This is a genomic window from Flavobacterium sp. FlaQc-52 (assembly GCF_044007495.1).
GTDB classification, from domain to species: Bacteria; Bacteroidota; Bacteroidia; order Flavobacteriales; family Flavobacteriaceae; genus Flavobacterium; species Flavobacterium cupriresistens.
Map to the genome: position 1 here is coordinate 139,989 of NZ_JBIPCV010000004.1, position 23,764 is coordinate 163,752.

General features: G+C 34.4%; 22 protein-coding genes. 9 read left to right on the top strand and 13 right to left on the bottom strand.

Going from position 1 to position 23,764, the window contains the following annotated elements; all coding sequences use genetic code 11:
* Positions 1 to 9 precede the first annotated feature (9 nt).
* A complete protein-coding gene (locus ACHRV5_RS09320) occupies positions 10 to 738 on the top strand; it encodes a TrmH family RNA methyltransferase (protein WP_395426562.1) in 729 nt (242 codons plus the stop codon).
* Between the two features lie 9 nt (positions 739 to 747).
* On the opposite strand, the gene ACHRV5_RS09325 is transcribed toward ACHRV5_RS09320, so the two are convergent.
* The 4 genes from ACHRV5_RS09325 to ACHRV5_RS09340 all read right to left on the bottom strand — a co-directional run bounded on the left by ACHRV5_RS09325 (position 748) and on the right by ACHRV5_RS09340 (position 3,843).
* Positions 748 to 1,455, bottom strand: a complete 708-nt coding sequence (locus tag ACHRV5_RS09325) for a porin family protein (RefSeq protein WP_047772800.1) — start codon at positions 1,453 to 1,455, stop codon at positions 748 to 750.
* A 1-nt stretch (position 1,456) separates the two neighbouring features.
* Complete coding sequence (ubiE, locus tag ACHRV5_RS09330; protein WP_395426564.1) at positions 1,457 to 2,188, bottom strand: bifunctional demethylmenaquinone methyltransferase/2-methoxy-6-polyprenyl-1,4-benzoquinol methylase UbiE; 732 nt, start codon at positions 2,186 to 2,188, stop codon at positions 1,457 to 1,459.
* Positions 2,189 to 3,001: 813 nt separating this feature from the next.
* Positions 3,002 to 3,484, bottom strand: a complete 483-nt coding sequence (locus tag ACHRV5_RS09335) for a dihydrofolate reductase (RefSeq protein ID WP_395426565.1) — start codon at positions 3,482 to 3,484, stop codon at positions 3,002 to 3,004.
* An 11-nt stretch (positions 3,485 to 3,495) separates the two neighbouring features.
* Positions 3,496 to 3,843 (bottom strand): 2TM domain-containing protein, encoded by a 348-nt coding sequence (locus tag ACHRV5_RS09340; RefSeq protein ID WP_047772807.1) that lies wholly within the window; start codon positions 3,841 to 3,843, stop codon positions 3,496 to 3,498.
* A 244-nt stretch (positions 3,844 to 4,087) separates the two neighbouring features.
* Between ACHRV5_RS09340 and ACHRV5_RS09345 the strand changes: the two genes are divergently transcribed.
* The gene (locus ACHRV5_RS09345) at positions 4,088 to 4,384 is read left to right on the top strand and encodes an isoamylase early set domain-containing protein (protein ID WP_230004414.1); all 297 of its coding nucleotides are present in this window, start codon (positions 4,088 to 4,090) and stop codon (positions 4,382 to 4,384) included.
* Between the two features lie 29 nt (positions 4,385 to 4,413).
* Here the strand turns inward: ACHRV5_RS09345 and ACHRV5_RS09350 are convergent, their stop codons facing one another.
* From ACHRV5_RS09350 to ACHRV5_RS09365, 4 genes are all read right to left on the bottom strand, one after another.
* The gene (locus tag ACHRV5_RS09350; protein ID WP_047772811.1) at positions 4,414 to 5,265 is read right to left on the bottom strand and encodes a thymidylate synthase; all 852 of its coding nucleotides are present in this window, start codon (positions 5,263 to 5,265) and stop codon (positions 4,414 to 4,416) included.
* A 76-nt stretch (positions 5,266 to 5,341) separates the two neighbouring features.
* Positions 5,342 to 5,965 (bottom strand): bifunctional nuclease family protein, encoded by a 624-nt coding sequence (locus ACHRV5_RS09355; RefSeq protein ID WP_047772813.1) that lies wholly within the window; start codon positions 5,963 to 5,965, stop codon positions 5,342 to 5,344.
* Between the two features lie 166 nt (positions 5,966 to 6,131).
* On the bottom strand, positions 6,132 to 7,100 hold the full coding sequence (locus tag ACHRV5_RS09360; protein WP_395426566.1) for an electron transfer flavoprotein subunit alpha/FixB family protein: 969 nt from the start codon (positions 7,098 to 7,100) through the stop codon (positions 6,132 to 6,134).
* Between the two features lie 75 nt (positions 7,101 to 7,175).
* Positions 7,176 to 7,922, bottom strand: coding sequence for an electron transfer flavoprotein subunit beta/FixA family protein (locus ACHRV5_RS09365; RefSeq protein WP_047772817.1), 747 nt, complete (start codon positions 7,920 to 7,922; stop codon positions 7,176 to 7,178).
* A 478-nt stretch (positions 7,923 to 8,400) separates the two neighbouring features.
* On the opposite strand from ACHRV5_RS09365, the gene ACHRV5_RS09370 reads away from it, so the two are divergent.
* The 6 genes from ACHRV5_RS09370 (at position 8,401) to ACHRV5_RS09395 (ending at position 17,066) form a co-directional block, all read left to right on the top strand.
* Positions 8,401 to 9,378: a pyruvate dehydrogenase complex E1 component subunit beta gene (locus tag ACHRV5_RS09370; RefSeq protein ID WP_047772819.1), complete on the top strand. Its 978-nt coding sequence runs from the start codon at positions 8,401 to 8,403 to the stop codon at positions 9,376 to 9,378.
* A 67-nt stretch (positions 9,379 to 9,445) separates the two neighbouring features.
* Entirely contained in the window at positions 9,446 to 11,947 is a 2,502-nt protein-coding gene (locus ACHRV5_RS09375) for a DUF5686 family protein (protein WP_395426693.1), read from the top strand.
* A 35-nt stretch (positions 11,948 to 11,982) separates the two neighbouring features.
* Complete coding sequence (locus ACHRV5_RS09380; protein WP_395426567.1) at positions 11,983 to 13,035, top strand: acyltransferase; 1,053 nt, start codon at positions 11,983 to 11,985, stop codon at positions 13,033 to 13,035.
* A 117-nt stretch (positions 13,036 to 13,152) separates the two neighbouring features.
* Complete coding sequence (locus ACHRV5_RS09385) at positions 13,153 to 13,752, top strand: DNA-3-methyladenine glycosylase family protein (RefSeq protein WP_395426568.1); 600 nt, start codon at positions 13,153 to 13,155, stop codon at positions 13,750 to 13,752.
* Between the two features lie 111 nt (positions 13,753 to 13,863).
* On the top strand, positions 13,864 to 14,394 hold the full coding sequence (locus tag ACHRV5_RS09390) for an inorganic diphosphatase (protein ID WP_047772828.1): 531 nt from the start codon (positions 13,864 to 13,866) through the stop codon (positions 14,392 to 14,394).
* Positions 14,395 to 14,507: 113 nt separating this feature from the next.
* On the top strand, positions 14,508 to 17,066 hold the full coding sequence (locus ACHRV5_RS09395; RefSeq protein WP_395426569.1) for a sodium-translocating pyrophosphatase: 2,559 nt from the start codon (positions 14,508 to 14,510) through the stop codon (positions 17,064 to 17,066).
* A gap of 51 nt (positions 17,067 to 17,117) precedes the next feature.
* Here ACHRV5_RS09395 and ACHRV5_RS09400 read toward each other — a convergent pair whose 3' ends face one another.
* From ACHRV5_RS09400 to ACHRV5_RS09415, 4 genes are all read right to left on the bottom strand, one after another.
* Positions 17,118 to 17,486 (bottom strand): type II toxin-antitoxin system HigA family antitoxin, encoded by a 369-nt coding sequence (locus ACHRV5_RS09400; RefSeq protein WP_230004417.1) that lies wholly within the window; start codon positions 17,484 to 17,486, stop codon positions 17,118 to 17,120.
* 4 nt (positions 17,487 to 17,490) lie between these two features.
* Positions 17,491 to 17,577 carry a hypothetical protein gene (locus tag ACHRV5_RS09405; protein WP_395426694.1) on the bottom strand — a complete coding sequence of 29 codons (87 nt, stop codon included), beginning with the start codon at positions 17,575 to 17,577 and terminating at the stop codon, positions 17,491 to 17,493.
* Positions 17,578 to 17,908: 331 nt separating this feature from the next.
* Entirely contained in the window at positions 17,909 to 18,523 is a 615-nt protein-coding gene (locus tag ACHRV5_RS09410) for a deoxynucleoside kinase (protein ID WP_047772834.1), read from the bottom strand.
* Entirely contained in the window at positions 18,523 to 19,338 is an 816-nt protein-coding gene (locus tag ACHRV5_RS09415) for a hypothetical protein (protein WP_395426570.1), read from the bottom strand. Before ACHRV5_RS09415 ends, ACHRV5_RS09410 begins: the two co-directional genes overlap by 1 nt.
* A gap of 308 nt (positions 19,339 to 19,646) precedes the next feature.
* Between ACHRV5_RS09415 and ACHRV5_RS09420 the strand changes: the two genes are divergently transcribed.
* Positions 19,647 to 21,860: a hypothetical protein gene (locus tag ACHRV5_RS09420; RefSeq protein ID WP_395426571.1), complete on the top strand. Its 2,214-nt coding sequence runs from the start codon at positions 19,647 to 19,649 to the stop codon at positions 21,858 to 21,860.
* 97 nt (positions 21,861 to 21,957) lie between these two features.
* Here ACHRV5_RS09420 and ACHRV5_RS09425 read toward each other — a convergent pair whose 3' ends face one another.
* Entirely contained in the window at positions 21,958 to 23,718 is a 1,761-nt protein-coding gene (locus tag ACHRV5_RS09425) for a DUF4153 domain-containing protein (protein ID WP_395426572.1), read from the bottom strand.
* Positions 23,719 to 23,764 lie beyond the last annotated feature (46 nt).

Consider the following 23,764-nt stretch of genomic DNA (forward strand, 5'->3'; position numbering starts at 1 on the left):
CATTATTTTATGGTTAGTAAAAACCAAATAAAGCTTATATCAGGTTTACATCAAAAAAAGCAACGTTTTGCAAATCAGTTATTTTTCGCCGAAGGAGTGAAAGTAATTCAGGAACTCTTGCAATCTAACTTTGAATTAGAACATTTGTATACTACGCAAAATGATTTTGAAACCGTTCATTCTTCAAAGCGCACGCCTATCAATGAGCAGGAACTTAAGAAAATAAGTGCTTTGTCGACTCCAAATACCTGTCTGGCAGTTTTCAAAATGCCATCAGAAAACAAAATTAACGATACCGGTTTAATCCTGGCGTTAGATGATATCCGTGATCCGGGAAATTTGGGAACCATTTTGCGTTTGTGTGATTGGTTTGGAATTAAGCAACTTATTTGCTCAAAAGAAACCGTTGATATTTACAATCCAAAAGTTGTACAGGCCACAATGGGGTCTATCACCAGGGTAAATGTAAATTATGTCGATTTAGACACGTTTCTTTCACAAACAAAATTACCTGTTTTTGGAACATTTATGAACGGAGAGAACATCTATCAATCTAATTTACCACAGGACGGGATCATTATTATGGGTAATGAAGCCAACGGTATTTCTGAAGAGATTGAAAAAAGAGTTACAAGCCGACTCACAATTCCAAGATTCGGAGAGCTGCAAAAAACCGAAAGTTTAAATGTAGCTACCGCAACAGCAATTATTCTCAGTGAGTTTAAACGAAATAGTTAGTGTTTTGTTTTAATGGAAAGTGAAATTTACTAAAATAGCTCTCGATTTCATAGAATCAATATTGTCTGTCCATGGACTTGGTGTACCCGGATTATCTCGAATCAATTCATCCGAAATACCAAACATACCCCTAATAGAAGGCGAGAAAATAAAATATTCGGTAAAAAGATCAATTCCAAAACCAAGCTCATAAGCAGCAGTCCATTGTTTTACTCTGAATTTTTGCTCGTGATTATCGTCTTCCGATTTTGCATTACTGGACAGATTCAATGTTGTTGACATTCCTCCAACTAAATACGGACGGATATTTCCGGTTCGCAAAGCAGAGAATTTTAACAATAATGGAAAATGAATATAGGTGCTGTTTACCTCTCTCAAATAATCTTTTTTATCGGGAAGAGGGTAATACAAGTCACGCTTGGTATAATACAAGCCTGGTTCAAAGCGCAGGTTAATATATTCCTGCAATCTTAAATCGGCAACAACTCCAACATTAAAACCGGTTGTTTTTTTTACCTGAATATCCTGTTGTACGGGATTTTTGTAATCAAACTTAAAGTCGAAACTATTAAAGCCAAGGTAATAACCAAAATAGACTCGTTGTTTTTGCCAGTTTTCGAGGTTAGTAATAGGGTCTTTGCTAAACATGTTTTTAGCAAATTGTGAATATCCCTTTGTCGATAAGGCTAATAAAATTAAGATTACTGTTTTTTTCATACTATTTCTTAGAAGCAGAGTAAATGGTTGCAACTCCAAAAGTTTGAGGCATAGCCACTACATCTATAAACCCAATTTTTCGTAAAATATTGTTCAGCGCCTCACCATAAGGAAAAGCAGCGGCAGATTCAGATAAATAACCGTAAGCGGAATTGTCTTTTGAGAATAATTTTCCGATTAGTGGAAGTATATTTTTCGTGTAAAAACGATAGCCTTGTTTGCAAGGTGTTTTGTCCGGTACAGAAGTTTCTAAAATTACAAATACACCATTTGGCTTTAGAACCCTTAGGATTTCGGCAAAACCTTTTTCCAGATTTTCGAAGTTTCGTACACCAAAACCAACAGTGATGGCATCAAAATGATTGTCTTCAAAAGGGATGTTTTCAGAATCTCCTAAAACTAACTCAATAACATTTGTTAATTTTTTTTCCTCTACTTTTCTTTTTCCAACTTCAAGCATTCCCGCTGAAATATCTAAACCAATGATTTTCTCTGCGTTCGTTTGTGCCATTAAAATAGCTAAATCACCTGTTCCAGTGGCAATATCAAGGATGATTTTTGGTTTAGTATCAGAAACTATTTTTAATACCTTCTTTCTCCACTTAATATCAATTCCAAATGAAATTACGCGGTTTAAATTATCATAGTTCCCAGAGATCGTATCAAACATTTGAGCAACTTGTTCTTTTTTGCCTAATGTAGAGTTTTTATACGGAGTTATTTTTTCAGACATTTTTTTTATTTACGCAAATATAATACAAATCTTCTTTAACTGTAATTCAGTTTTTTAATTTGTAAATCAAATGTTTCAGAAAAGGAGAAATTTAGCGAAGTATCGGCGGATTAGGTTCCAAAGTAGGGGTTAACTGAGGGTGTATTTAAACCATATAAGTGATGTAAGTTCATTTTAGATTTACTTTTCGCTTCTTGTGAAATTCATTTTTATCTGAAGAGGCGAAAGTGAAGTGTTTTATGCATAGGAAAGAATTGGCAGAAAAGTTTTAAAGATAGTTTCTCTTTATGAAAAAAGCGTTGTAATTTCTACTTCCCCACAGCTTCTGAACTTGATCCGTATTGTTTTTTTACCCTAACCAAAAAAGGGTATTTTGCAAAAATCACGGTAAGTGGGTATTGTGAGGGTAAGAATTTATGGCCAATTTTGTCCTGTTGTTAATCTGAATTTGTAATGATTATTGACAACTTAGTGACTTAAATCAAATGAATTTCCCCGTGCTTGTTATTTATTTGTTCTTGTAGTAGTTTTTTAAAGTATGGCTCTTGTAGTGATACTCTTTTTAAAGCGCAATACGTTCTTAGGATTAAATTTGTTTTTGGAAATTTTAATTTTCTTTGCCTTTAATGCCTTCGTGGTATTTGGTGTTAAAGGCTTTTTTTTGAGTAGTGTCTCAAAAAAATCGAATCCAATTTTATAACAATCATTTATGTCAGATGATTGTTATTTTTATCAAATTCTACTCTTGAATAGTCCTAAGTTGGAGATCATTTTTCATTAAAAACATCCTCGTTTTGAGGATGTTTTTTAATTTTATGCTTTAACGAAAGTTTCGTAAGTATAGTCGTAAAGATGTTTTTCGTCTTTAATATTAGTTTCAGATTCTACTAGCAGCCATTCGTCTTTGTTGATATCAGGGAAAAAAGTATCCGCTTCAAAGCTGTGATGTACCCTTGTTATTTCTAAAACATCAGCAAAAGGCATTGCCAAGGTATAGATTTCTCCTCCTCCAATAATAAAAGAATCCTCATTTTTTGGGCATTTTGCGATTGCTTCACTTATGCTTTTTACTACAATACAACCCTCGGGCTGATAGTTTTCCTGACGCGTTATCACCACATGAGTCCGGTTTGGTAAAGGTTTTGGAAAACTCTCAAAAGTTTTCCTTCCCATTATGATATGGTGGTTCGTTGTAAGAGCTTTAAATCTTTTGAAATCATTCGGTAAGTGCCAAACCAATTCATTGTTTTTTCCAAGAGCATTGTTTTCGGCAACTGCCGCTATCATTATAATCATGGTATTCTGAACTAAATTTTATTTTCGGTATCCTCGTTTATTTTTGATTCTAATTGACTGATTCTTTTTTGCTGTAAAGCAACAAGTCTGTCAATTTGTTCTCTTTCCCAGTTTTTATTCATGAATCGGTCTGTTATATAGACTTTTATAAAATGGAGTATAAATATAAAAAGCCATATTGTGATCGCCCAAACGCACCAATTTTGATTGGTAGTGGTAACACCAAATCCAAAAAACCTATTGGCAATAAATAAAAACAAACTGCCTATAAGAAAAAGGACGAAATGAAAATATAATACTTTTTTCTGTCTGATTCTTCTTCTGGCATACTCGTATTGTTCGTGCACTTCTTTTTCCATAAGATTTAAAAAATAATGAGATTATAAAGTTAGAATTTATTTTGAAATCACAATATTTTGAACATGGATTATTTATTTTTAAAAGAGTTAATTATCTGAAATCCAAAATTAAAGATGGAATTAATTAGGAATAGAGAAAAAAATAGAATCCCTTTTTGATATTATCATAAATCGGTTTTCCCGATGTTGAATGTTCAGTTGAATTTGTGTAATTTAGGTGTACTAATCTAAAAATTAAATAGTTATGGCTTTGAAGAAACAGTTTGTAAAAACAAAACCGGTATGTAAAGTTACATTTTCAATTGATGCTAAAGAGGCTAGTGCGGTAGCTGTGGTTGGAGATTTTAACAATTGGAATGCCCAGGAAGGTACTTTGAGTAAGTTGAAAAACGGAACTTTTAAAGCTACTTACGACTTGGTTAAAGATGCGATCTACGAGTTTAAATATGTAATTGACGGAAGTTATGTTAATGATCCCGAAGCAGACTCGTATCAATGGAATGATTTCGCAGGAAGCGAAAATAGTGTACTAGTAGTATAAAAAAATCCGCTAAAAAGCGGATTTTGTATTTATACAGCAACACTGCCTTTTATACCGGCGTGTGGTTCGTAATCTAATAAGGTGAAATCTTTGTAATCAAAATCAAAAATGTTTTTAATCTCCGGATTTAAAATCATTTTTGGTAATGGTTTTGGTTCGCGTGTTAATTGCAATTCCAGTTGCTCAAAATGATTGTTGTAGATGTGTGCATCTCCAAAAGTGTGAATGAACTCTCCTTGTTCCAAATCGCAAACTTGTGCGATCATCATCGTTAAGAGTGCATAAGAAGCGATATTAAAAGGTACACCTAAAAAGATATCGGCACTTCGTTGGTAGAGCTGACAGGATAATTTTCCTTTTGTTTCTCCTTTAGTCTCATCAGGACTTGTTACATAAAACTGGAAAAAGGCATGACAAGGCGGCAAAGCGGCTTTGTTGTTTGCTACATTCTCCTCAAATGATTTTTTTGTATCAGGTAAAACCGAAGGATTCCATGCAGAAACCAACATTCTTCGGCTATTTGGATTTGTTTTTAATTCGGTAATTAATTCAGAAATCTGATCGATTTCTTCACTGTTCCAATTGCGCCACTGATGCCCGTAAACTGGTCCTAAATCACCATTTGAATCTGCCCATGCGTCCCAAATTTTAACTCCGTTTTCCTGAAGATAAGCAATATTGGTATCGCCTTTTAAAAACCAAAGCAATTCGTATATGATCGATTTTAAGTGTAACTTTTTGGTCGTAACCATTGGGAAACCTTCACTTAAATCAAAACGCATCTGGTAGCCAAAAACACTTTTTGTTCCTGTTCCTGTACGGTCTCCTTTTTGACAACCGTTTTCTAAAACATGTTGTACTAAATCTAAGTATTGTTTCATAGTTGGCTTATTCGTTTGACTGTTTCATCGTTTAATCGATTTGACAAATAAACGGTTTAACGATTAAACAGAATGTTTATCTTTTCGAAATCTCGTCTCTGATTTTAGCTGCTTTTTCATAATCTTCCTGAGAAACTGCCTGATCCAGAAGGTCGTTTAATTCTTGTAAACTATGTTTGGCATAAACATCACCGGATTGATTGCTTTCTTCTTCGCGTCCAAAAGTCTCCGGATTTGACAGTACATCATCTATTTCCTGAGCACCCTGATCGGTGTCTGCGGAATTTGATTTTAAATAAATTCCGGCTTTATCCAGTATGTTTTTGTAAGTGAAAATTGGAGCGTTAAAGCGCAATGCTAAAGCAATCGCATCAGATGTTCTGGCATCAATGATTTCTTCAATTTTGTCTCTTTCGCAAATTAAACTCGAATAAAAAACACCATCAACAAGTTTGTGAATGATGACTTGTTTGACTACAATATCAAATCTTTCTGCGAAGTTTTTGAATAAATCGTGTGTTAACGGGCGAGGAGGTTTTATTTCCTTTTCTAAGGCAATAGCAATCGATTGGGCTTCAAAAGCACCAATAACAATGGGAAGTTTTCTTTCGCCATCGACTTCATTCAAAATAAGGGCATAAGCACCATTTTGAGTTTGACTGTATGATATTCCTTTTATGGATAGTTTTACTAGACTCATATATGTGGGTAAAAAAGGGCAATTAATGCCTCATTTTAATACTTTTTTTGATTGAAAAATAAAGGTGCAATTTTAATCAAAAAATATGGAACAAAAAAGCTACCTAAAGCAAAGATACGATTATCTTGTTTTTAGGCAGCTATATTTTTATAGAGAATTTTGAGATCTAAGAATGTTGTGCTTTAAAAGCTTTTAGTTTCTCAATTAATTGTGGTACAATTTCAAATGCATCTCCAACTACACCGTAATCTGCTACTTTAAAGAAAGGCGCTTCAGGATCGTTGTTGATAACTACTTTTACTTTAGAGGAGTTGATTCCTGCAATGTGTTGAATGGCTCCGGAGATTCCGATTGCAATATAAAGGTTAGTTGCAACTGGTTTTCCTGTTTGTCCAACGTGCTCGCTGTGAGGTCTCCATCCTAAGTCAGAAACCGGCTTAGAACAAGCAGTTGCTGCACCAAGAACAGCGGCTAAATCTTCTACTAACCCCCAGTTTTCAGGACCTTTTAGTCCACGTCCACCAGAAACTACGATGTCAGCATCAGCGATTGAAACTTTTCCGGTTACTTTTTCTACTGATTCTACTTTTACTCCAAAGTCATTGTCTCCAATAGTTGGGTTAAAGTCTTCTTCAGTTGCAGATCCTGCGCTTTCGAAAATTCCGTAAGAGTTTTTAGCTAAACCAAGCACTTTTACATCGGTATCGATTTGTGTAATGTTGAAAGCTTTGTTAGAGAAAGCATTTCTTTTTACCTGAAAAGGAGAAGTGCTAACCGGTAAACCAACGACATTAGAAGCAAAACCAGCTTCTAAAGATACCGCTACAAGAGATGAAAGATAAATACTGTCTGTTGTAGAAGAAAGTAAAACTAATTTTGTTCCTTCTTTTTGAGCAGCTTGTTTGATTACATCAGCGTACGCTTTTGCAGTAAAGCCAGCTAATTTATCGTTGTTTACTTTTAAAACTTTGTCTACTCCGTATTTTGACAATTCGCTTACGTCGCTAATGTTAACCGTCAAAGCGGTTACGGTTGTTCCTAAAGTTTCGGCTACCTTTTTAGCATATGAAGCTAATTCAAAAGCAACTTTTTTAAATTTTCCTTCTGCAGATTCTGCATATATTAATATTGACATACTATTTTTTGTTTAGAAGTTTAAAGTTTCAGGTTTCAAGTTGGTTAACTGAAAACTGTGACTAAATACTGATTACTAGATTACTTTTGCTTCGTTGTGTAATAAATTGATTAACTCATCTAAATTATCAGGAGCAACTAATTTAACTGCTGATTTAGGAGCTGGTTTTTCAAATTTAACCGCTTTTGTATTTACAGGAGCGTCAACCGGCTCAAGAATAGTAAGTGCTTTTGTTCTTGCAGTCATAATTCCTCTCATGTTTGGAATACGCAAGTCTTTTTCTTCAACAAGACCTTTTTGGCCTCCAATAATTAAAGGTAGAGTAGTGCTTACAGTTTCTTTTCCTCCGTCAATTTCACGAACGGCTTTTACATTGTTACCTTCAACTGTTATGCTGGTACAAGAGTTTAAAAAGTTAGAACCTGTAATTCCTGCGATCATTCCCGGAACCATTCCTCCGTTGTAATCTAAAGACTCTTTTCCGGCAATTACTAAATCGTAACCACCATTTTTGATTACTTCAGCAAGTTGTTTTGCAACAAAAAAACCATCAGTTGGGTTTGCGTTTACACGAATTGCTTCGTTTGCTCCAATTGCTAAAGCTTTGCGTAAAGTTGGTTCAGTATCAGGACCTCCAACATTTACTACCGTTACTGTAGCTCCTTGTTGTTCCTGGAACCAGATAGCACGTGTTAAACCAAACTCATCGTTAGGATTAATTACATATTGTACACCATTGGTATCGAATTCTGAGTCACCATTTGAGAAGTTAATTTTTGAAGTAGTATCAGGCACATGGCTGATGCAAACTAATATTTTCATAAGTATGATAGTTTATAGTTATAATATTCATTTACAAATTTAGAAATTAAAATCGAAATAATATACTATGCATGCATAATATTTTTTGAAAACTATTACGATTTCGAGGATTCCGCATTTTCGATGACCTTTCATCGGAAAACAAAAACAAATATACATTCTTTTTTGTTGATTCTTAGGGATTTTGCAATCTTGTGTTGTCTGATAATCGATAAAAATGATGTGATTTATGGCGTAGTTTTAAAATAGTTTGTTTTTTTAAATTGTAATCAAACAAATAAAATGGAGTTTGTTATTAAAATACTATTTAGAGAATAAAAACGTTAATATATCGATTTCGTAAATATCTCAATATTTTTTTTAGAGTAAAAACCTAAAGCGTGAGTGAAGTTCCTGTGATTTTAAATTTAATTTATGCTTTTAAGTTATTTAAAATATTTATTTTTGCTCTTCAGAAAATTCAACATACAATATAAATATGAGAACAATACAATTTAGAGAGGCCATTTGTGAAGCGATGAGCGAAGAAATGCGTCACGATGAATCCATATATTTAATGGGCGAGGAAGTCGCAGAATACAATGGAGCTTATAAAGCTTCAAAAGGAATGCTTGCTGAGTTTGGCGAAAAAAGAGTAATCGATACTCCGATTGCGGAACTTGGTTTTACAGGAATTGCAGTAGGATCAGCTATGAATGGTTGTCGTCCTATCGTAGAGTATATGACTTTTAACTTCTGTTTAGTTGGTATTGATCAAATTATAAATAATGCTGCTAAAATGCGTCAAATGACAGGTGGACAATTTAATGTGCCTATCGTTTTCCGTGGACCAACTGCTTCTGCAGGTCAATTAGGAGCAACTCACTCACAAGCTTTAGAAAACTGGTTTGCTAATACTCCGGGTCTTAAAGTGGTTGTACCTTCAACTCCTTATGATGCAAAAGGACTTTTAAAATCAGCTATTCGTGATAATGATCCTGTAATTTTTATGGAATCAGAGCAAATGTATGGTGATAAAGGTGAAGTGCCGGACGGAGAATACACGATTCCATTAGGAGTTGCTGATATTAAACGTGAAGGAAAAGATGTTACGATTGTTTCTTTCGGAAAAATCATCAAAGAAGCTTTTATTGCTGCTGATGAATTAGCTAAAGAAGGAATCTCTTGTGAGATCATCGATTTAAGAACAGTTCGTCCTATGGATAAAGATGCTATTCTTACTTCTGTTAAAAAAACAAACCGTTTAGTAATCTTAGAAGAAGCTTGGCCATTTGCAAGTATTTCTTCTGAAATAACGTATATCGTTCAGGAACAAGCGTTCGATTTCCTTGATGCGCCAATTCAACGTATTACAACTGCAGATACTCCTGCACCTTACTCTCCTGTTTTACTAAAAGACTGGTTGCCAAACGCAGCTGACGTTGTAAAAGCAGTAAAGAAAGTAATGTACAAATAGTTCTTAAACAACACTTATAAAACTTCATCAGTCATATTTAATTGATGAAGTTTTTTTTTACCAGATGATGAAAAAAATAATTCTATTTAGCCTGTTTTTTGTATTTGCATTTGTGAATATCGCTACTGCACAAACTAAAGTGAGCGGAATTGTTTTAGACAAATCTAATCAGCCAATTCCGTTTGCCAATGTTGTTTTTAAAGGCTCAAGTACAGGAATTGTTTCTAATGAAGATGGACGTTTTTATCTGGAATCCCCTACTACCTATACGATTTTACTAGTGAGCTCGGCAGGATTTTCTGATAAAGAAATTACGTTAGAGAAAGCGGTAAACTATGATTTTAAGATTGTTTTAAGTGAAGCGGAAGCGCTTAATGAAGTTGTTATTTTTACAGGAAAAACATCCAAAAAGAACAATCCGGCATTGGATATTTTGAGGAAAATCTGGGAGCGAAAACGTAAAAACGGTTTGTACCAGTTCAATCAATATCAAATGCAGAAGTACGAAAAAGTCGAATTCGATATGAATACGATTGACAGTGCTTTCATGAAAAACAAACTCTTTAAAGGAATGGAGTTTGTATTCAAACACGTTGATACCTCTGAAGTTACAGGAAAAACCTATCTGCCTATTTTTATAAGCGAATCGGTGTACGATGTTTACGGGGACAACAAAATTAAGAAAATAAAAGAAAATATTACCGGAAACAAAACGTCAGGATTTAATGGTAATCAGCAAATTCAGGCTTTTGTAAAGGATCTTTATTCCGATTACAATATTTACGATAACCATCTGAAATTCTTTGATAAGAGCTTTACGAGCCCACTTTCAAGAACAGGAATTGATGTGTATAACTATGTGTTGAAAGACAGTACTTATATCGATAAAAAATGGTGTTACAACATTGTTTTTTATCCAAGACGTAAAAATGAACTGACTTTTAAAGGAGATTTTTGGGTAAATGACACCACTTTTGCCATCAAAAAAATAAATATGGCCGTTACCAAAAGCGCCAATATTAACTGGGTAAAAGACATTTATATCGAACAGGAATTTGATGTGCAAAATGACTCCGTTTTTCTGTTAACCCGTGACTATATGATGTCTGATTTTGCTTTGAATAAAAAAGAGAAATCAAAAGGAGTTTATGGTAAACGAACCACACTGTTCAGGAATCATAAATTTAATATTCCCAAGCCCGATAAATTTTATAAAGAAGAAGTCAATTTTATAGACAACGTGGTTTATGATCGTCCACCTGAATTTTGGGAAGAAAATCGTTTTGAAAAACTAAATAAAGACGAAGCCGGTATTTATAAAATGCTTGACACGTTGCAAACAGTTAAAAAATTCAAGCAACTTTATAGTTTAGTTTCGATATTAGGAAGTGGTTATGTCGAGTTTAAAAATTTCGATTACGGACCTATTTTTTCTACTTTTGGGTACAATGAAGTCGAAGGTTTGCGTTTGCGTGTAGGAGGTCGTACCTATTTTGGGCCAAACGATCCTTGGCGTATACAGGCTTACACGGCGTATGGTTTTGATGATAATAAATTTAAATATGGTGTTTCCGGAAAATGGATGGTGGATAAGAAAAACCGAATCATTATTTCTGGAGGGAACAGGCGGGACATCGAGCAGATTGGCGCCAGCTTAACCACAACCAATGACATTTTAGGAAGAAGTTTTGCGTCCTCAGCTTTGTTTACAACAGGCAGTAACGGAAAATTAACGAATATCAATTTAAGCAATGTTTCCTTCGAAATGGAGCCATTGAAAAATTTCGTTTTCCAGGCCGGTGTTTCGTATCGAACATTAGAATCGGCTTCGCCAACGTTTAGTTTAGATTATTATACGACTTTACCAACAACTGCAAATCCTGCCGGAGTTGTAGCAAGTGCGGTAAAACAATTCGAAGCAAACATTCAATTCGAATTTATGCCAAATCGAAAAACGATTGGTTTTGGTGTTGAACGAAAACTTGTTGATAGTCCTTTTAGTCATTTCTTTGTTAATTTCAGTTATGGACTTAAAGGTGTTTTAGACAGTGATTTTGCCTACGAAAAAATTCAATTGTTCTACAAGCAACCCATTATTATCGGACCTTTAGGAAGATCGAATATTATTCTTGAAACCGGGAAAACTTTCGGAACAATTCCGTTGGGATTAATGAGTGTAATACCGGGGAATCAAACTTATTTTACGATTGAAAATACCTTTAGTAACTTGAATTTCTATGAATTCATAACGGATCAGTATACTACTTTACAATGGAACCATGATTTTGGAGGAAGATTGTTCTCCAGAGTTCCTTTTATGAGGAAATTAAACTGGAGAGAGTTTGTAGGGATAAAAGCCGTTCACGGTACTATATCTAATGCCAATCGAGCTATAAATGCCTCACAGCAGCCTTATAATGCACCGGAGAATGTGTATTGGGAGTACAATGCCGGTATTGGAAATATATTCAAAGTATTCCGAATTGATTTCTCTTGGAGAGGAAGTTACTTAAATACACCCGATGCAAATAAATTTGCAGTAAAAGGATCGTTCGGCTTTTATTTTTAGTAAAAGGTAAATATATTTTTGTTAATTTAGTTTCTATGAGTACAACCGTAGAAACTAGTAATTTAAATTGGACAACTAATCTTAGGGTTTTAGCCACTATTAGCGTAATTTTTGTTCATGTAGCGTGTGATATCCTTTATAAATATGGGAATATCTCCAATTTTGTTTGGTGGACAGGAAATGTGTATGACAGCATAGTTCGTTTTTGTGTACCTATTTTCCTGATGCTCACCGGAGCGTTAATGCTCAACAAAAAATACGAATTAGGTGATTTTCTGAAAAAGAAGTTCTCCAGAATTATTTTGCCTTTTCTCTTTTGGAGTTTTTTTTATGTGCTGTTGGCTTTGCGTGATGCCTCTTTAGTGCATCCTGAGATGTCATTATTAGAGGGGAGTAAACTGGCTCTTAATCTGATTGCGACAGGAAGTTCCTTTCATTTATGGTATATTTACATGATTATTGGGATCTATCTTTTTATGCCAATCCTAAGTAAATGGGTTCAGAATGCCAATGAAAAAGAGATACTGTACTTTATAGCGATCTGGGTTTTTACTTTATTTCTAAATCAGCCTATTTTTCGTGAATTTCGAATTAATGTTGATTTCACCTATTTTGCCGGTTTTTTGGGTTATCTGATCTTAGGGTATTATTTGTCAATTAAGTCATTTAAATATGATGTAAAAACACTCAAGCAAATTTCTTTACTGTTGTTTTTCTTAGGTATAATCGTCACCATTTTTGGCACTTATTTTTTATCAGTTGCGGAGAATCGTTTTAATGAATATTTTTATGGAGGGCTGACTTTTAATATTGTAATTGTTTCTGCGGGATTGTTTATTTACTTTAAAAATTCAAAAATTTCAAATCCTGTCCTTGTTCAGATAATCAATTTTATAAACACCTATAGTTATGGGATTTATTTGGTTCATATTTTAGTTCTTCGATTTTTGGTGTCTTTGGGTATTGACTATGACTTTATAAATCCGGTTTTGGCAATTCCAATTACTAGTGCTTTATGTTTGTCTATTTCAGCATTGATTATCTATTGTGTAAATAAACTGCCTTATGGAAAGTATATTTCAGGATAATTGAAAATAGAAAAAAATGCAAGATAACAAGGCCGTTTGGAATTTGATGACCCGATGTTTTCGTATGGAATAAATTCATAATTTTAGTTAATTTTGGAAGACGCTAAAATCCACCTTATGCAAGAAGCTATCGATTTTCTCTCCGGTAAAAATCCAATATTTCAGGAAATAATTGATAAATACGGATTGCCCCCAATTCCAAAACGTCCACAAGGTTTTGAAACATTAGTATTGCTCATACTCGAGCAGCAGGTATCTATAGATTCGGCAAAAGCTACATTCTTGAAAATAAAAGCCTATACCATTTGTAATCCTGAAACAATGGCTGTTTTGTCTGACGAAGAGTTTAGAGCCCTTGGGGTGAGTCGTCAAAAAACACTGTATATCAAAATTTTAGCGGAAGCGGTTTTAAGCAGAGAATTAGACATTGAAAGTTTAGCGATAAAACCGGCGCAACAAGTACGTGAGGAACTCATAAGGCTAAAAGGAATCGGAAACTGGACTATTGATATCTATCTGATGTTTTGTTTGCAGGAGCCCGATTTAATTCCGCTTGGAGATATCGCAGTGGTAAATACCATCAAAGAATTGTTGGATATTCATGATAAACAGGAAATGGAAATTCAGGCACAACAGTGGAGTCCTTACCGGTCTTATGCGACCTATTTGCTCTGGCATTATTACTTAAATAAGCGAAATAGAAAAATTACCTATTAAATGCTTGTTTTTTAAAAGATAATGCAGATAATTTAAGCGGTTTTTTTATTGTAAACATAGATTCTTTAGTTACTTTTGCAACCGAAATTATAGAATTAATAAAAAACAAAAATGACCGCAGACAAACTAACAACTTTCGATGTATTAATCGAAATACCAAGAGGAAGCAGAAATAAATATGAGTACGATTTTGAAATTAAAAGAATGCGTTTCGACAGAATGTTATTCTCTTCAATGATGTACCCGGCTGATTACGGATTTATTCCGGAAACTTTAGCACTTGACGGTGACCCTCTTGACGTATTGGTTTTGGTAACTGAACCAACTTTCCCAGGATGTGTTATGGAAGTAAAACCAATCGGTGTTTTCCATATGGCAGACGATAAAGGACCAGACGAGAAAATTATTTGTGTACCTGTTTCAGATCCAATCTGGAATTCATTAACAGACTTGTCAGACATAAACCCACACTTAGTAAAAGAAATCGAGCATTTCTTCCAGGTTTACAAAGATCTTGAAAACAAAAAGGTTGATGTTGAAGGATGGGGAGACGTAAACGAAGCATTTGCTATTATTGCAGAGTGCACGAAACGTTTTGATGATATCGAAAATAAACCAGAGGGATTGTTTAGTATTAAATAATTTTAACCTTTGTATTTTATAAAAAAAGCAATACTCCGTCAGGAGTATTGCTTTTTTGTTTAAATTCGTTTTGCTAGTTTGTTGACTATTAACCAAAAAACCATTACAATATTATGAATGCATTTATGATTTACCTGCCAATTGTCATGGCAGTTTTAGGATTACTTTTCATGGGAATAAAAAGGAGTTGGGTTTTAAAACAAGATGCCGGCGACGGCAAAATGAAAGAGATTTCAGATCACATTTATGAAGGGGCGCTTGCTTTCTTAAAAGCAGAATACCGATTATTGACAATTTTTGTGATTATTGCAAGTGTTGCATTGGCAGGAATTACCTTTATTCCGGGAGTTAAAACACATTTATTAATTGTAGTTGCCTTTATTTTTGGAGCACTCTTCTCTGCTTACGCTGGTAATATAGGGATGAAGATCGCTACTAAAACTAACGTTAGAACCACTCAGGCTGCCCGTACAAGTTTACCGCAAGCTTTAAAAGTTTCTTTTGGAGGAGGAACGGTAATGGGACTGGGTGTTGCCGGTTTGGCAGTTTTAGGTTTAACCACCTTTTTTATAATTTTCTTTACGCTGTTTTCCGATGGAGTTTGGAAAGATACAGAAACGATGACCGTTGTTTTGGAAACATTGGCCGGATTTTCATTAGGAGCAGAATCAATCGCCTTGTTTGCCAGAGTTGGTGGTGGAATTTACACGAAAGCTGCCGATGTTGGTGCTGATTTAGTGGGTAAAGTTGAAGCCGGAATTCCGGAAGATGATCCTCGTAATCCGGCAACAATTGCAGATAACGTAGGAGATAATGTAGGTGATGTTGCCGGTATGGGAGCCGATTTATTCGGATCTTATGTAGCAACGGTATTGGCTGCAATGGTTTTAGGAAACTATGTGATTAAAGATATGGGCGGAAATATTCAGGACGCTTTTGGCGGAATAGGCCCAATTTTATTGCCAATGACAATTGCCGGTTTCGGAATTTTATTCTCGATTATCGGAACAACATTGGTAAAAATCTCAGATGATAATGCAAAAGAAGCACAAGTGCAAAAAGCATTAAATATAGGAAACTGGGTTTCGATTGTTTTAACAGCGATTGCCTGTTTCTTTTTGGTAAAACATATGTTACCTGAAGTAATGACAATGGAATTCTTTGGAGAAGGAGCACAACAGATCTCTTCAATGAGAGTTTTTTATGCTACTTTGGTTGGATTAGTGGTTGGTGGAGCCATTTCATCCGTTACAGAATATTATACAGGATTAGGTACAAAACCGGTTTTGGCAATTGTGCAAAAATCATCAACAGGAGCAGGAACCAATGTTATTGCAGGTTTGGCGACAGGAATGATTTCTACTTTTCCAACCGTATTATTATTCGCAGCCGCCATTTGGATTTCCTATGCATTAGCAGGGTTTTACGGAGTAGCCTTAGCAGCATCAGCTATGATGGCCACTACAGCAATGCAGTTGGCGATTGATGCTTTTGGTCCAATCTCTGACAATGCCGGAGGAATCGCAGAAATGAGCGAATTACCAAAAGAAGTTCGTACCAGAACAGATATTTTAGATTCAGTAGGAAATACAACTGCAGCAACCGGAAAAGGATTTGCGATTGCTTCAGCGGCCTTGACTTCATTGGCTTTGTTTGCGGCCTATGTGACTTTCACAGGAATTGACGGAATCAATATATTTAAAGCACCCGTTTTAGCAATGTTATTTGTGGGAGGAATGATTCCGGTAGTGTTCTCGGCTTTAGCCATGAATTCGGTAGGAAAAGCAGCAATGGACATGGTGTACGAAGTACGTCGTCAGTTTAAGGAAATTCCTGGAATTATGGAAGGAACCGGAAAACCGGAATACGGAAAATGTGTTGAAATCTCTACTAAAGCAGCTTTACGCGAAATGATGTTGCCTGGAATTTTAACGATTGGTTTTCCTATTGCAATTGTATTGTTAGGAAAATTGGTTTATGCCGATAACAATCAGTTAATTGCTGAGATGCTTGGAGGATATATGGCCGGTGTTACTGTTTCGGGTGTACTTTGGGCTGTTTTTCAAAATAATGCAGGAGGTGCCTGGGACAATGCTAAAAAATCTTTTGAAGCCGGAGTTATGATTAATGGTGAAATGACTTATAAAGGATCCGATGCGCACAAAGCAGCGGTAACCGGAGATACAGTTGGAGATCCGTTTAAAGATACTTCAGGTCCATCAATGAATATTTTAATTAAACTGACTTGTTTGATTGGTTTGGTAATTGCACCAATCTTAGGGGAAGGACACGGTACAGATACAGCCGGAATGGCTGCTTCCTGTTGCAAAAAAACGGAAATACATGCAGGACATTCGAAATGTGGTGATGAATCTTTAATGGCAGGAATGACCAAAGAAGAATGTGTTAAAATGTGTAAAGAAAAAGGCTGCACGCCGGAAGAGACTGCAAAATGTCTGGCTAATTTTGATGCAAACGGAAAATATGTACATCAAAGAACAGATTGTTTTGATACAAGTAAATATGAGAAAAAACGTCTTGAGGTTAACTTATCTACGGTAGATGGTGTTACAAAAGGAACAGTGACTAAAACGGAAAACGGAAAAACAACTACAGAAGTTTTTGAAGGAACAGAAGAAGAAGTTAAAGCAAAAATTGAAGCAGCAAAATAAAAGTGCTGTGATATAAAAATAAAAATGCCTCTGGAAATCCAGAGGCATTTTTTATTGATTTAAGGCGTATTCTTTAATTAAAGTTGAGGCAGGGATGTGGAGGGCCTCGTTTAAAATTCTAATTTGTTTTATGGTCAAAGCTCTTTTGCGCTTAAAGATTTCAGATACTCTGGAGCGACTATTTAAGATAACTCCTAAATCTGCGTCTGTAAGGCCATTTTGCTCCATCATAAATTTTATGGCTTCAATTGGATCAGGTTCAGGAATTTGATAATGTATTTGTTCATATTTTTCTATAAGTGTTACCAAAATATCTAATTCATCACCTTCACTGGTATTTGGTTTAGCGTTGAAAAGAGTATTTACCCTTTCAAGTGCTAAGTCATAATCTTTTTCTGTTTTTATAGGTTTTATTTCCATATTGCTATAAGTTTTTAATGTCTTTTAGATTGTTGTATTCATCATGAGTTCCAACAAATAGAATGTACACAATTTGAGTATCGTAATTAATTCTCTGGAGCTTCGAAAATTGTTTGGACTAAGATCAGAACACACTCCGTTTGTCATTTCGAGGTACGAGAAATCACACACGTAACTCGACAAAGAATGGTCGCTCACTATGCGGAAATCCTGGTGTGATTTCTCCTTCGTCGAAATGACAAACATGGAGTGTTTTTTTAAATAAGCTAAATTTTCACATCCAATTTTTTATTGCTCTACAACTTTTGAACTTGATATCTTAATCCAATTATTTCAAGTCTATAAAAATAAGCAATAAGTTGTAAACTAAAAATCCCCCTTACTTTTTGAATAAGGAGGATTTATATTCGTCTGATTTGCTGTTAAAACAATCCGTTTAATTCGGCATCAATTCGGTTGATGATATTTCCCAGATCTTCTGGATTATCAACAAAATTGATATTGTCAACATCGATAATTAATAATTTTCCTTTGGTATAGGTTTGAATCCAGGCTTCGTACCTTTCGTTCAAACGGCTTAAATACTCGATCGAAATGGAGTTTTCGTACTCACGTCCGCGTTTGTGAATTTGTCCGACCAAATTAGGAATAGAACTTCTTAGGTAGATCAATAAATCGGGTGCTTTCACCAACGATTCCATTAATTCGAATAAGGAAGTGTAGTTTTCAAAATCGCGACTGGTCATTAATCCCATCGAATATAAGTTGGGAGCAAAAATATGAGCATCTTCGTAAATCGTTCTGTCCTGGATGATTTTCTTACCACTTTCGCGAATTTGTAATACCTGACGGAAGCGACTGTTTAAGAAGTAAATCTGTAAATTAAAGGACCAACGTTCCATCTGATGGTAGAAATCATCTAAATACGGGTTGTCTACCACATCTTCATAATGAGGTTCCCATTTAAAATGTTTGGCCAGTAACTTGGTTAATGTTGTTTTACCAGCGCCTATATTTCCTGCTATTGCTATGTGCATTACGGTGTTACGATTTTATAATTGATGATTTCTTTAAATGTAAAAATAGATAAAATTTGGTCTTTGTAGCAGAATTTATCAAAGGTTTTTTCTGAAATTTCTATTTCAGAAATTGTACTTGAATTTGTATCTGAACTGCTTTTAAAATACAATAAATTGTTTGTACTGAAAATATATTGGTGTTGGTCAATAATTTCGATTTTATCAAAATCAGGGACTTTTCCCAGAGCTGTTATTTTTCCGAAAATATCGCAGGAGAACCAGTTGTTTTTCTTGTCTATCCAATAAAAAGCATTAAAATCGGTCTGATAATATTGGATCGTTTCGGTCAATGGAGTCGAAACGATTTTATATTCATTCTTCAGATAGTCAAAAAGTCCAATTTGTTGGTTTAATGTGTTATAAACCCAAAGTTGATTCTGCGTTGACATACCTATAAACGGAACTACAATTGGGATATTGTTTTGAGAAAAATTAATCTCCGTGATTTTGTTCAATTGATTATCGAGTAATATAACACTATTAAAGTCTTCGTAAAACAAAACCATTTTAAGCGGATTTTGCAGGTCGACTTTAGTTAAATTTCCCAAAGAAACATTTTTGTACTCAAAAACCTCATTGCCTTTAATTTTTCGAAAGACATTATCTTTTATCAAATAATAATACCCAAAAGAATCGTATCCCAGAAATTCATCAGCATCAATTTTTAAATGAGAAATAGTATCAGGCTTTATTTTCTGGCCTTGTGCAAAGAATACTGTGGAGTAACCGGCGATAAAAAAGATTATTAAAAAACGACGCACTGTTTGGCTCATGATACTCTGGTTTCTAAGAGCCAAATTACAAAAAACTATAGTAGAAATAGCGTAGGAGATTAGATTTTGCGGCTAAACCTTTTTAGAATACTACTGTTTATGTTATAGCTTCAGGAGTTGATAGGGTAAAGGTCTGGACGTCTTTAAGTTTTGTTTTGAAATAGACTATTCTGCCACGTACAAGGTGTTTTTGAGACAATAGAATTTTTGTAGTATTTTAATCACTAAAAAATAGAATTTTGTGACTGTAATTTGAGTAAGAATGAAATATCTTTGCGCAAAATTAACAATCCAAAAAGAATAGAAGCATGCGCAATTTTATATGGAGTTTTTCACTGTTCATTTGTTTAATATCGGCCTCTTTTTCTCAAACAAAAAGTATCGAGAAAGGAAGTTATCTATCAACAAACAGAGGACAAAAAATCAAACTAAATTTATTAGAGAATAACAAGTACGAATTTATATTGTATTCCGGCGATTACAATATAAAAGGAGATTCCTTATTGTTCGCTCAAAATAAGAGTGTAGAGGAAGGTTTTGATCTTGCTTTTGTAAAGGATAAGAAGGCGAAAAAAATTAAAATTAAATTTATAGATTCTTCTTTTTATCCCTTTTACATAGGAACACAGAAAGGAAATGAAGCCGTTCAATATCAAAAACTTTCAGATATTAAGACCCAAATTGATCCGGAATGGAGAGAGGCGGACCTGACATTTGATATTGATAAAAGCGATTTTTTATATTTAGTATTAGAAGGTTACGAAACTGAGACTAAACTTTGTAAGTACGCTTTGCCAAAGGATGTTGCTGAAGTAACCATTAAATACAATTCGGATCTTTCGGGTGACTTAAAAATTTCCGGATTTTTGGACAGGAAAACCAATGGGCTTCGAATATCAGATAAAGGAGGGAAGAACCCGTTGACTTTTGTAAATGAAAAAGAGCAGAAATTAGATAGTGAAGTAAAAGTTACAGCTCTTGAAAGCCAGAATATTGCTAATTGGACTTATCCGGGCAAAGAGGCTTTGGTTGATGAAGGTTTTGGTGTCGAAGCCGTTCCTTCGGATAGTATCGCCGGTATAAATGAGAATGAATATGAATCTCCGAAGTTCGATTTTAAACTTAAAATCGAAAATAATTTAATGGATGCTATTGCAGCAACTAAAAATGCAAAAACAAAATTTTTGGTCGTTTATTCAAACGATAAGAATTCTTTTGTGAAAGCCGATTTTGATCAGTTTGTGAAAGAACGCGAAGCAGAAGTTTCAGCGAATATGTACGATGCTTATAACGCTCAATTTGATGTTTTTAATTACTATTTAGCGAGTACTGATGATAAAAATTGGCTTAAAAAGAATAAGTTGTTAAATAATCCTGCGGTGATTATTTTAAACGGCGATGGTGCTGTTTTGACTAGTTCGAAGACTACTTTAGAAGACGAAAAAGTAGAGTTTAATTTTTATAATGGGTTTCCAAAAAAACTGGAGAAAGCCAATGCTTTGTATACTTTTAATAAGGTGATCAGAAATAAAAAAGCAACAGACGCTGATCTGGTTTCGGCTTTTAACCAAGTCTCCATTTTGAAGGATTATGAGGCTGGTAGTGAGACGATAGATGAAATAGCTTCGACAGGTTTTAAGTTGAGCAAATTCACTTTTAATAAAAAAGAGGTTTTACAAATCTGGAAAAAATTAATCGAAACGCATCAAAAAGATACGAAGCCGAATATGCTTTTGGTTGAAGCAATCCTGCAGGAAATTAAGAATCAAGGATTTTATAAGTTGTTTTTTAATGAAGACAGGATGTTTAACAGTACTGATTTTCTTGCGATTGATTATTTAATTAAACATTATGATGCGATTGAAGCAACAAAAGGTCTGGAAGGAACAGGTTATAGCAGACCGGTAAACGTTTCTTTAACGGATGAAATTTCAACCGCTTTGCAGACAAATGGGTATGGTTTAGGAGATGAAAGTTCGGAGAAAGCAAATAAGAATCAAATCATTAAAACTTATAAAAAGCTAATCACATCCGGTAAGGGCAGCTTTTTTTGTTATAAAAGTTATTTTGCTATTTTGGAAGAGGAGCCTGCCTATACGAAAGAGTTTGGTGGTTTCTTTAAAGAGTATTTATCATTAGAAAAAGGTAATCCGTTTGAAAGATTAGACGGATTGTACCAGACATTTAATACTTCTGATGAATATTCTTTTGATGGATGGAATTCCTTAAAAGAATATTACTCTGAACTGTGTAATTCTGCAGCCTGGAAAGTGGTTTCGAAACCGGAAAACATTGACTTTGTAAAAACCGCAATTGATTGGTCTGAATACAGTCTGATTATAACGAAAAACAATCCATACTATTTAGATACATTAGCGCAGTTGTATTATAAAGACGGGCAAAAAGAAAAAGGGATCGAAACTCAGGAAAAAGCATTGCAGTACTCGGCTACGGTTCAGGACGAAGAGACAGTAAACGAAATGAAGACAGTCTTAGAAAAAATGCAAAACGGTACATATTAGAATTTAATTTATTAAAAAAACGCGACAGGTTTCTTAAATCTGTCGCGTTTTTTTTAGTGATTTCGGCTTCAAGCTTATTGCCTACCACCAACAATTGTTATTTGACACCAATCATTACTTTTATTTGATAATAAGAAATTACTTTTTTCTTCTTCTCTAATTCTCCGGAGACATTAAGATAAGTAAGCAGAATACGGTATTTATCAGTCTCTATTAGTTGGGTGATTTTTTGATCTGTTGGATGCGATCCAAAGCCGGTATTTTCATTAATAAAAGGAATAATTTTTAAAGGAATGACCTCTCCATTAATAGTTAAATCAGTACCATAGTCTTTTGTTTTGGCATAAAGTGAATAACTTTTATTCTCAATTTTTATGCAGTCAATACATTCAAACTTACTGTTATCGGATAAATGGAAAGACATATCAAAACCATGAATATTTTGTACGGTAGTTTGATCGTTTTCATAATAAGAATAATTTATTGAAGTATCCTCTTTTTCTTCATACATTGATCTGTATTCATAACCCAGTGCTTTCATTATTTTGTAATCACTTGGGAATTTATCCTTTTTAAGCAGTGGTTTTAATTCTTTTTCAGCGTAAGGAACCATAATTTCAACGCCATAATTTTCTTCTAAAAAAGACACAATACTGCTGAAATCCTGTTCTTGTTCAAAGGTTAATTTTTTTACTTTGTCTTTTTGTATATAAGATTGAAATCGAGATAGCTGACTGTTTTTTGAAACCGAATTAGCACTTTGCGGTCCAACAATAGAAAATAATCCTGCAAGGCACATGCTTATCGGAATGAATTTAATCTTAGGTTGCTTTTGAATTAAAAAATACAAAACAACAACCCCCAGCCATATCGACAATAACAAGACATAATACCTTTCGTGTGTGAAACCATACAAGTTGATTCGGTACAAAATAGCCCAAAACAATAAGCCCAGTAAAGGAATTAATAAAAAGTAGAACCAACGATTAAAGGTTTTCATCCAAAGATTGCCCTTTTCATTTGCAATCGGATGTACCAATAAAAAAGAAAGGATTCCAAAAATAGCAAATACTAAAACAAGATAAGAAACCCAACCTACGGGTAATGATAGTGTGATCAGGATTTTGGCTTCGTAACAAATAAGAATTATCAGGTAAAGACTTATCAAGGGTAATAATATAAATTGAGTAAAGTTTTTAAGACCTTTTGGATAACTCAATTGTAATGGATTTTCCTGATTATTAGTTTCAGGAACCCCATTTAAAAAGAAAATGGTATTGAAAACGCCCGTAATAGTAAAGAAGATATAAAGATAAATTCGATCGTAAAATTCAAAACCAAACAGTTTTTCGATCGCCAATATGGCTAATGCCAAACCGCAGTAAAGAACCATGCTATATAGTCCGGCAGTCAGAATTCGGAGAAAAAGTTGTTTGTTGAATTCCCAAAATTCCTCCTGATGGTAAGTTTTGGGTAAAAAGCCGGCAAAGGAAACCAGTAAGTGTAAAGTAATATTGAGGACTAAAAATTCTTGAGCTTCTACATCCGTAATATTTTTTTTGAAACTAAAAACAAACGCAATAAGTAAACTGCCTAAAATAAAACTGCTTAAAAAACGTAATAAATTGCTTTTTTTTGAAGCTTGGAAATACAAACTGACGGAAAGAAATAAAATCAGACAAAGCGAGCAGCTCATGACTGCTTTTATGTAAAACTCCTGTGGTCCACCATATTTTTTTTCTTGTAGAATTATAGCGAAAATAGTTCCGAGAATGGCAGTGAGCGTTTCCAGAGGGAATCGAAGTACTGTTCTTTGTGTGGCTTTTATGACGTTTTGTAACGAAGGTAATTTACTCATATTTTAACTGTTATTTTAAACATTAAAGAAAGTAAATAAACAGCTA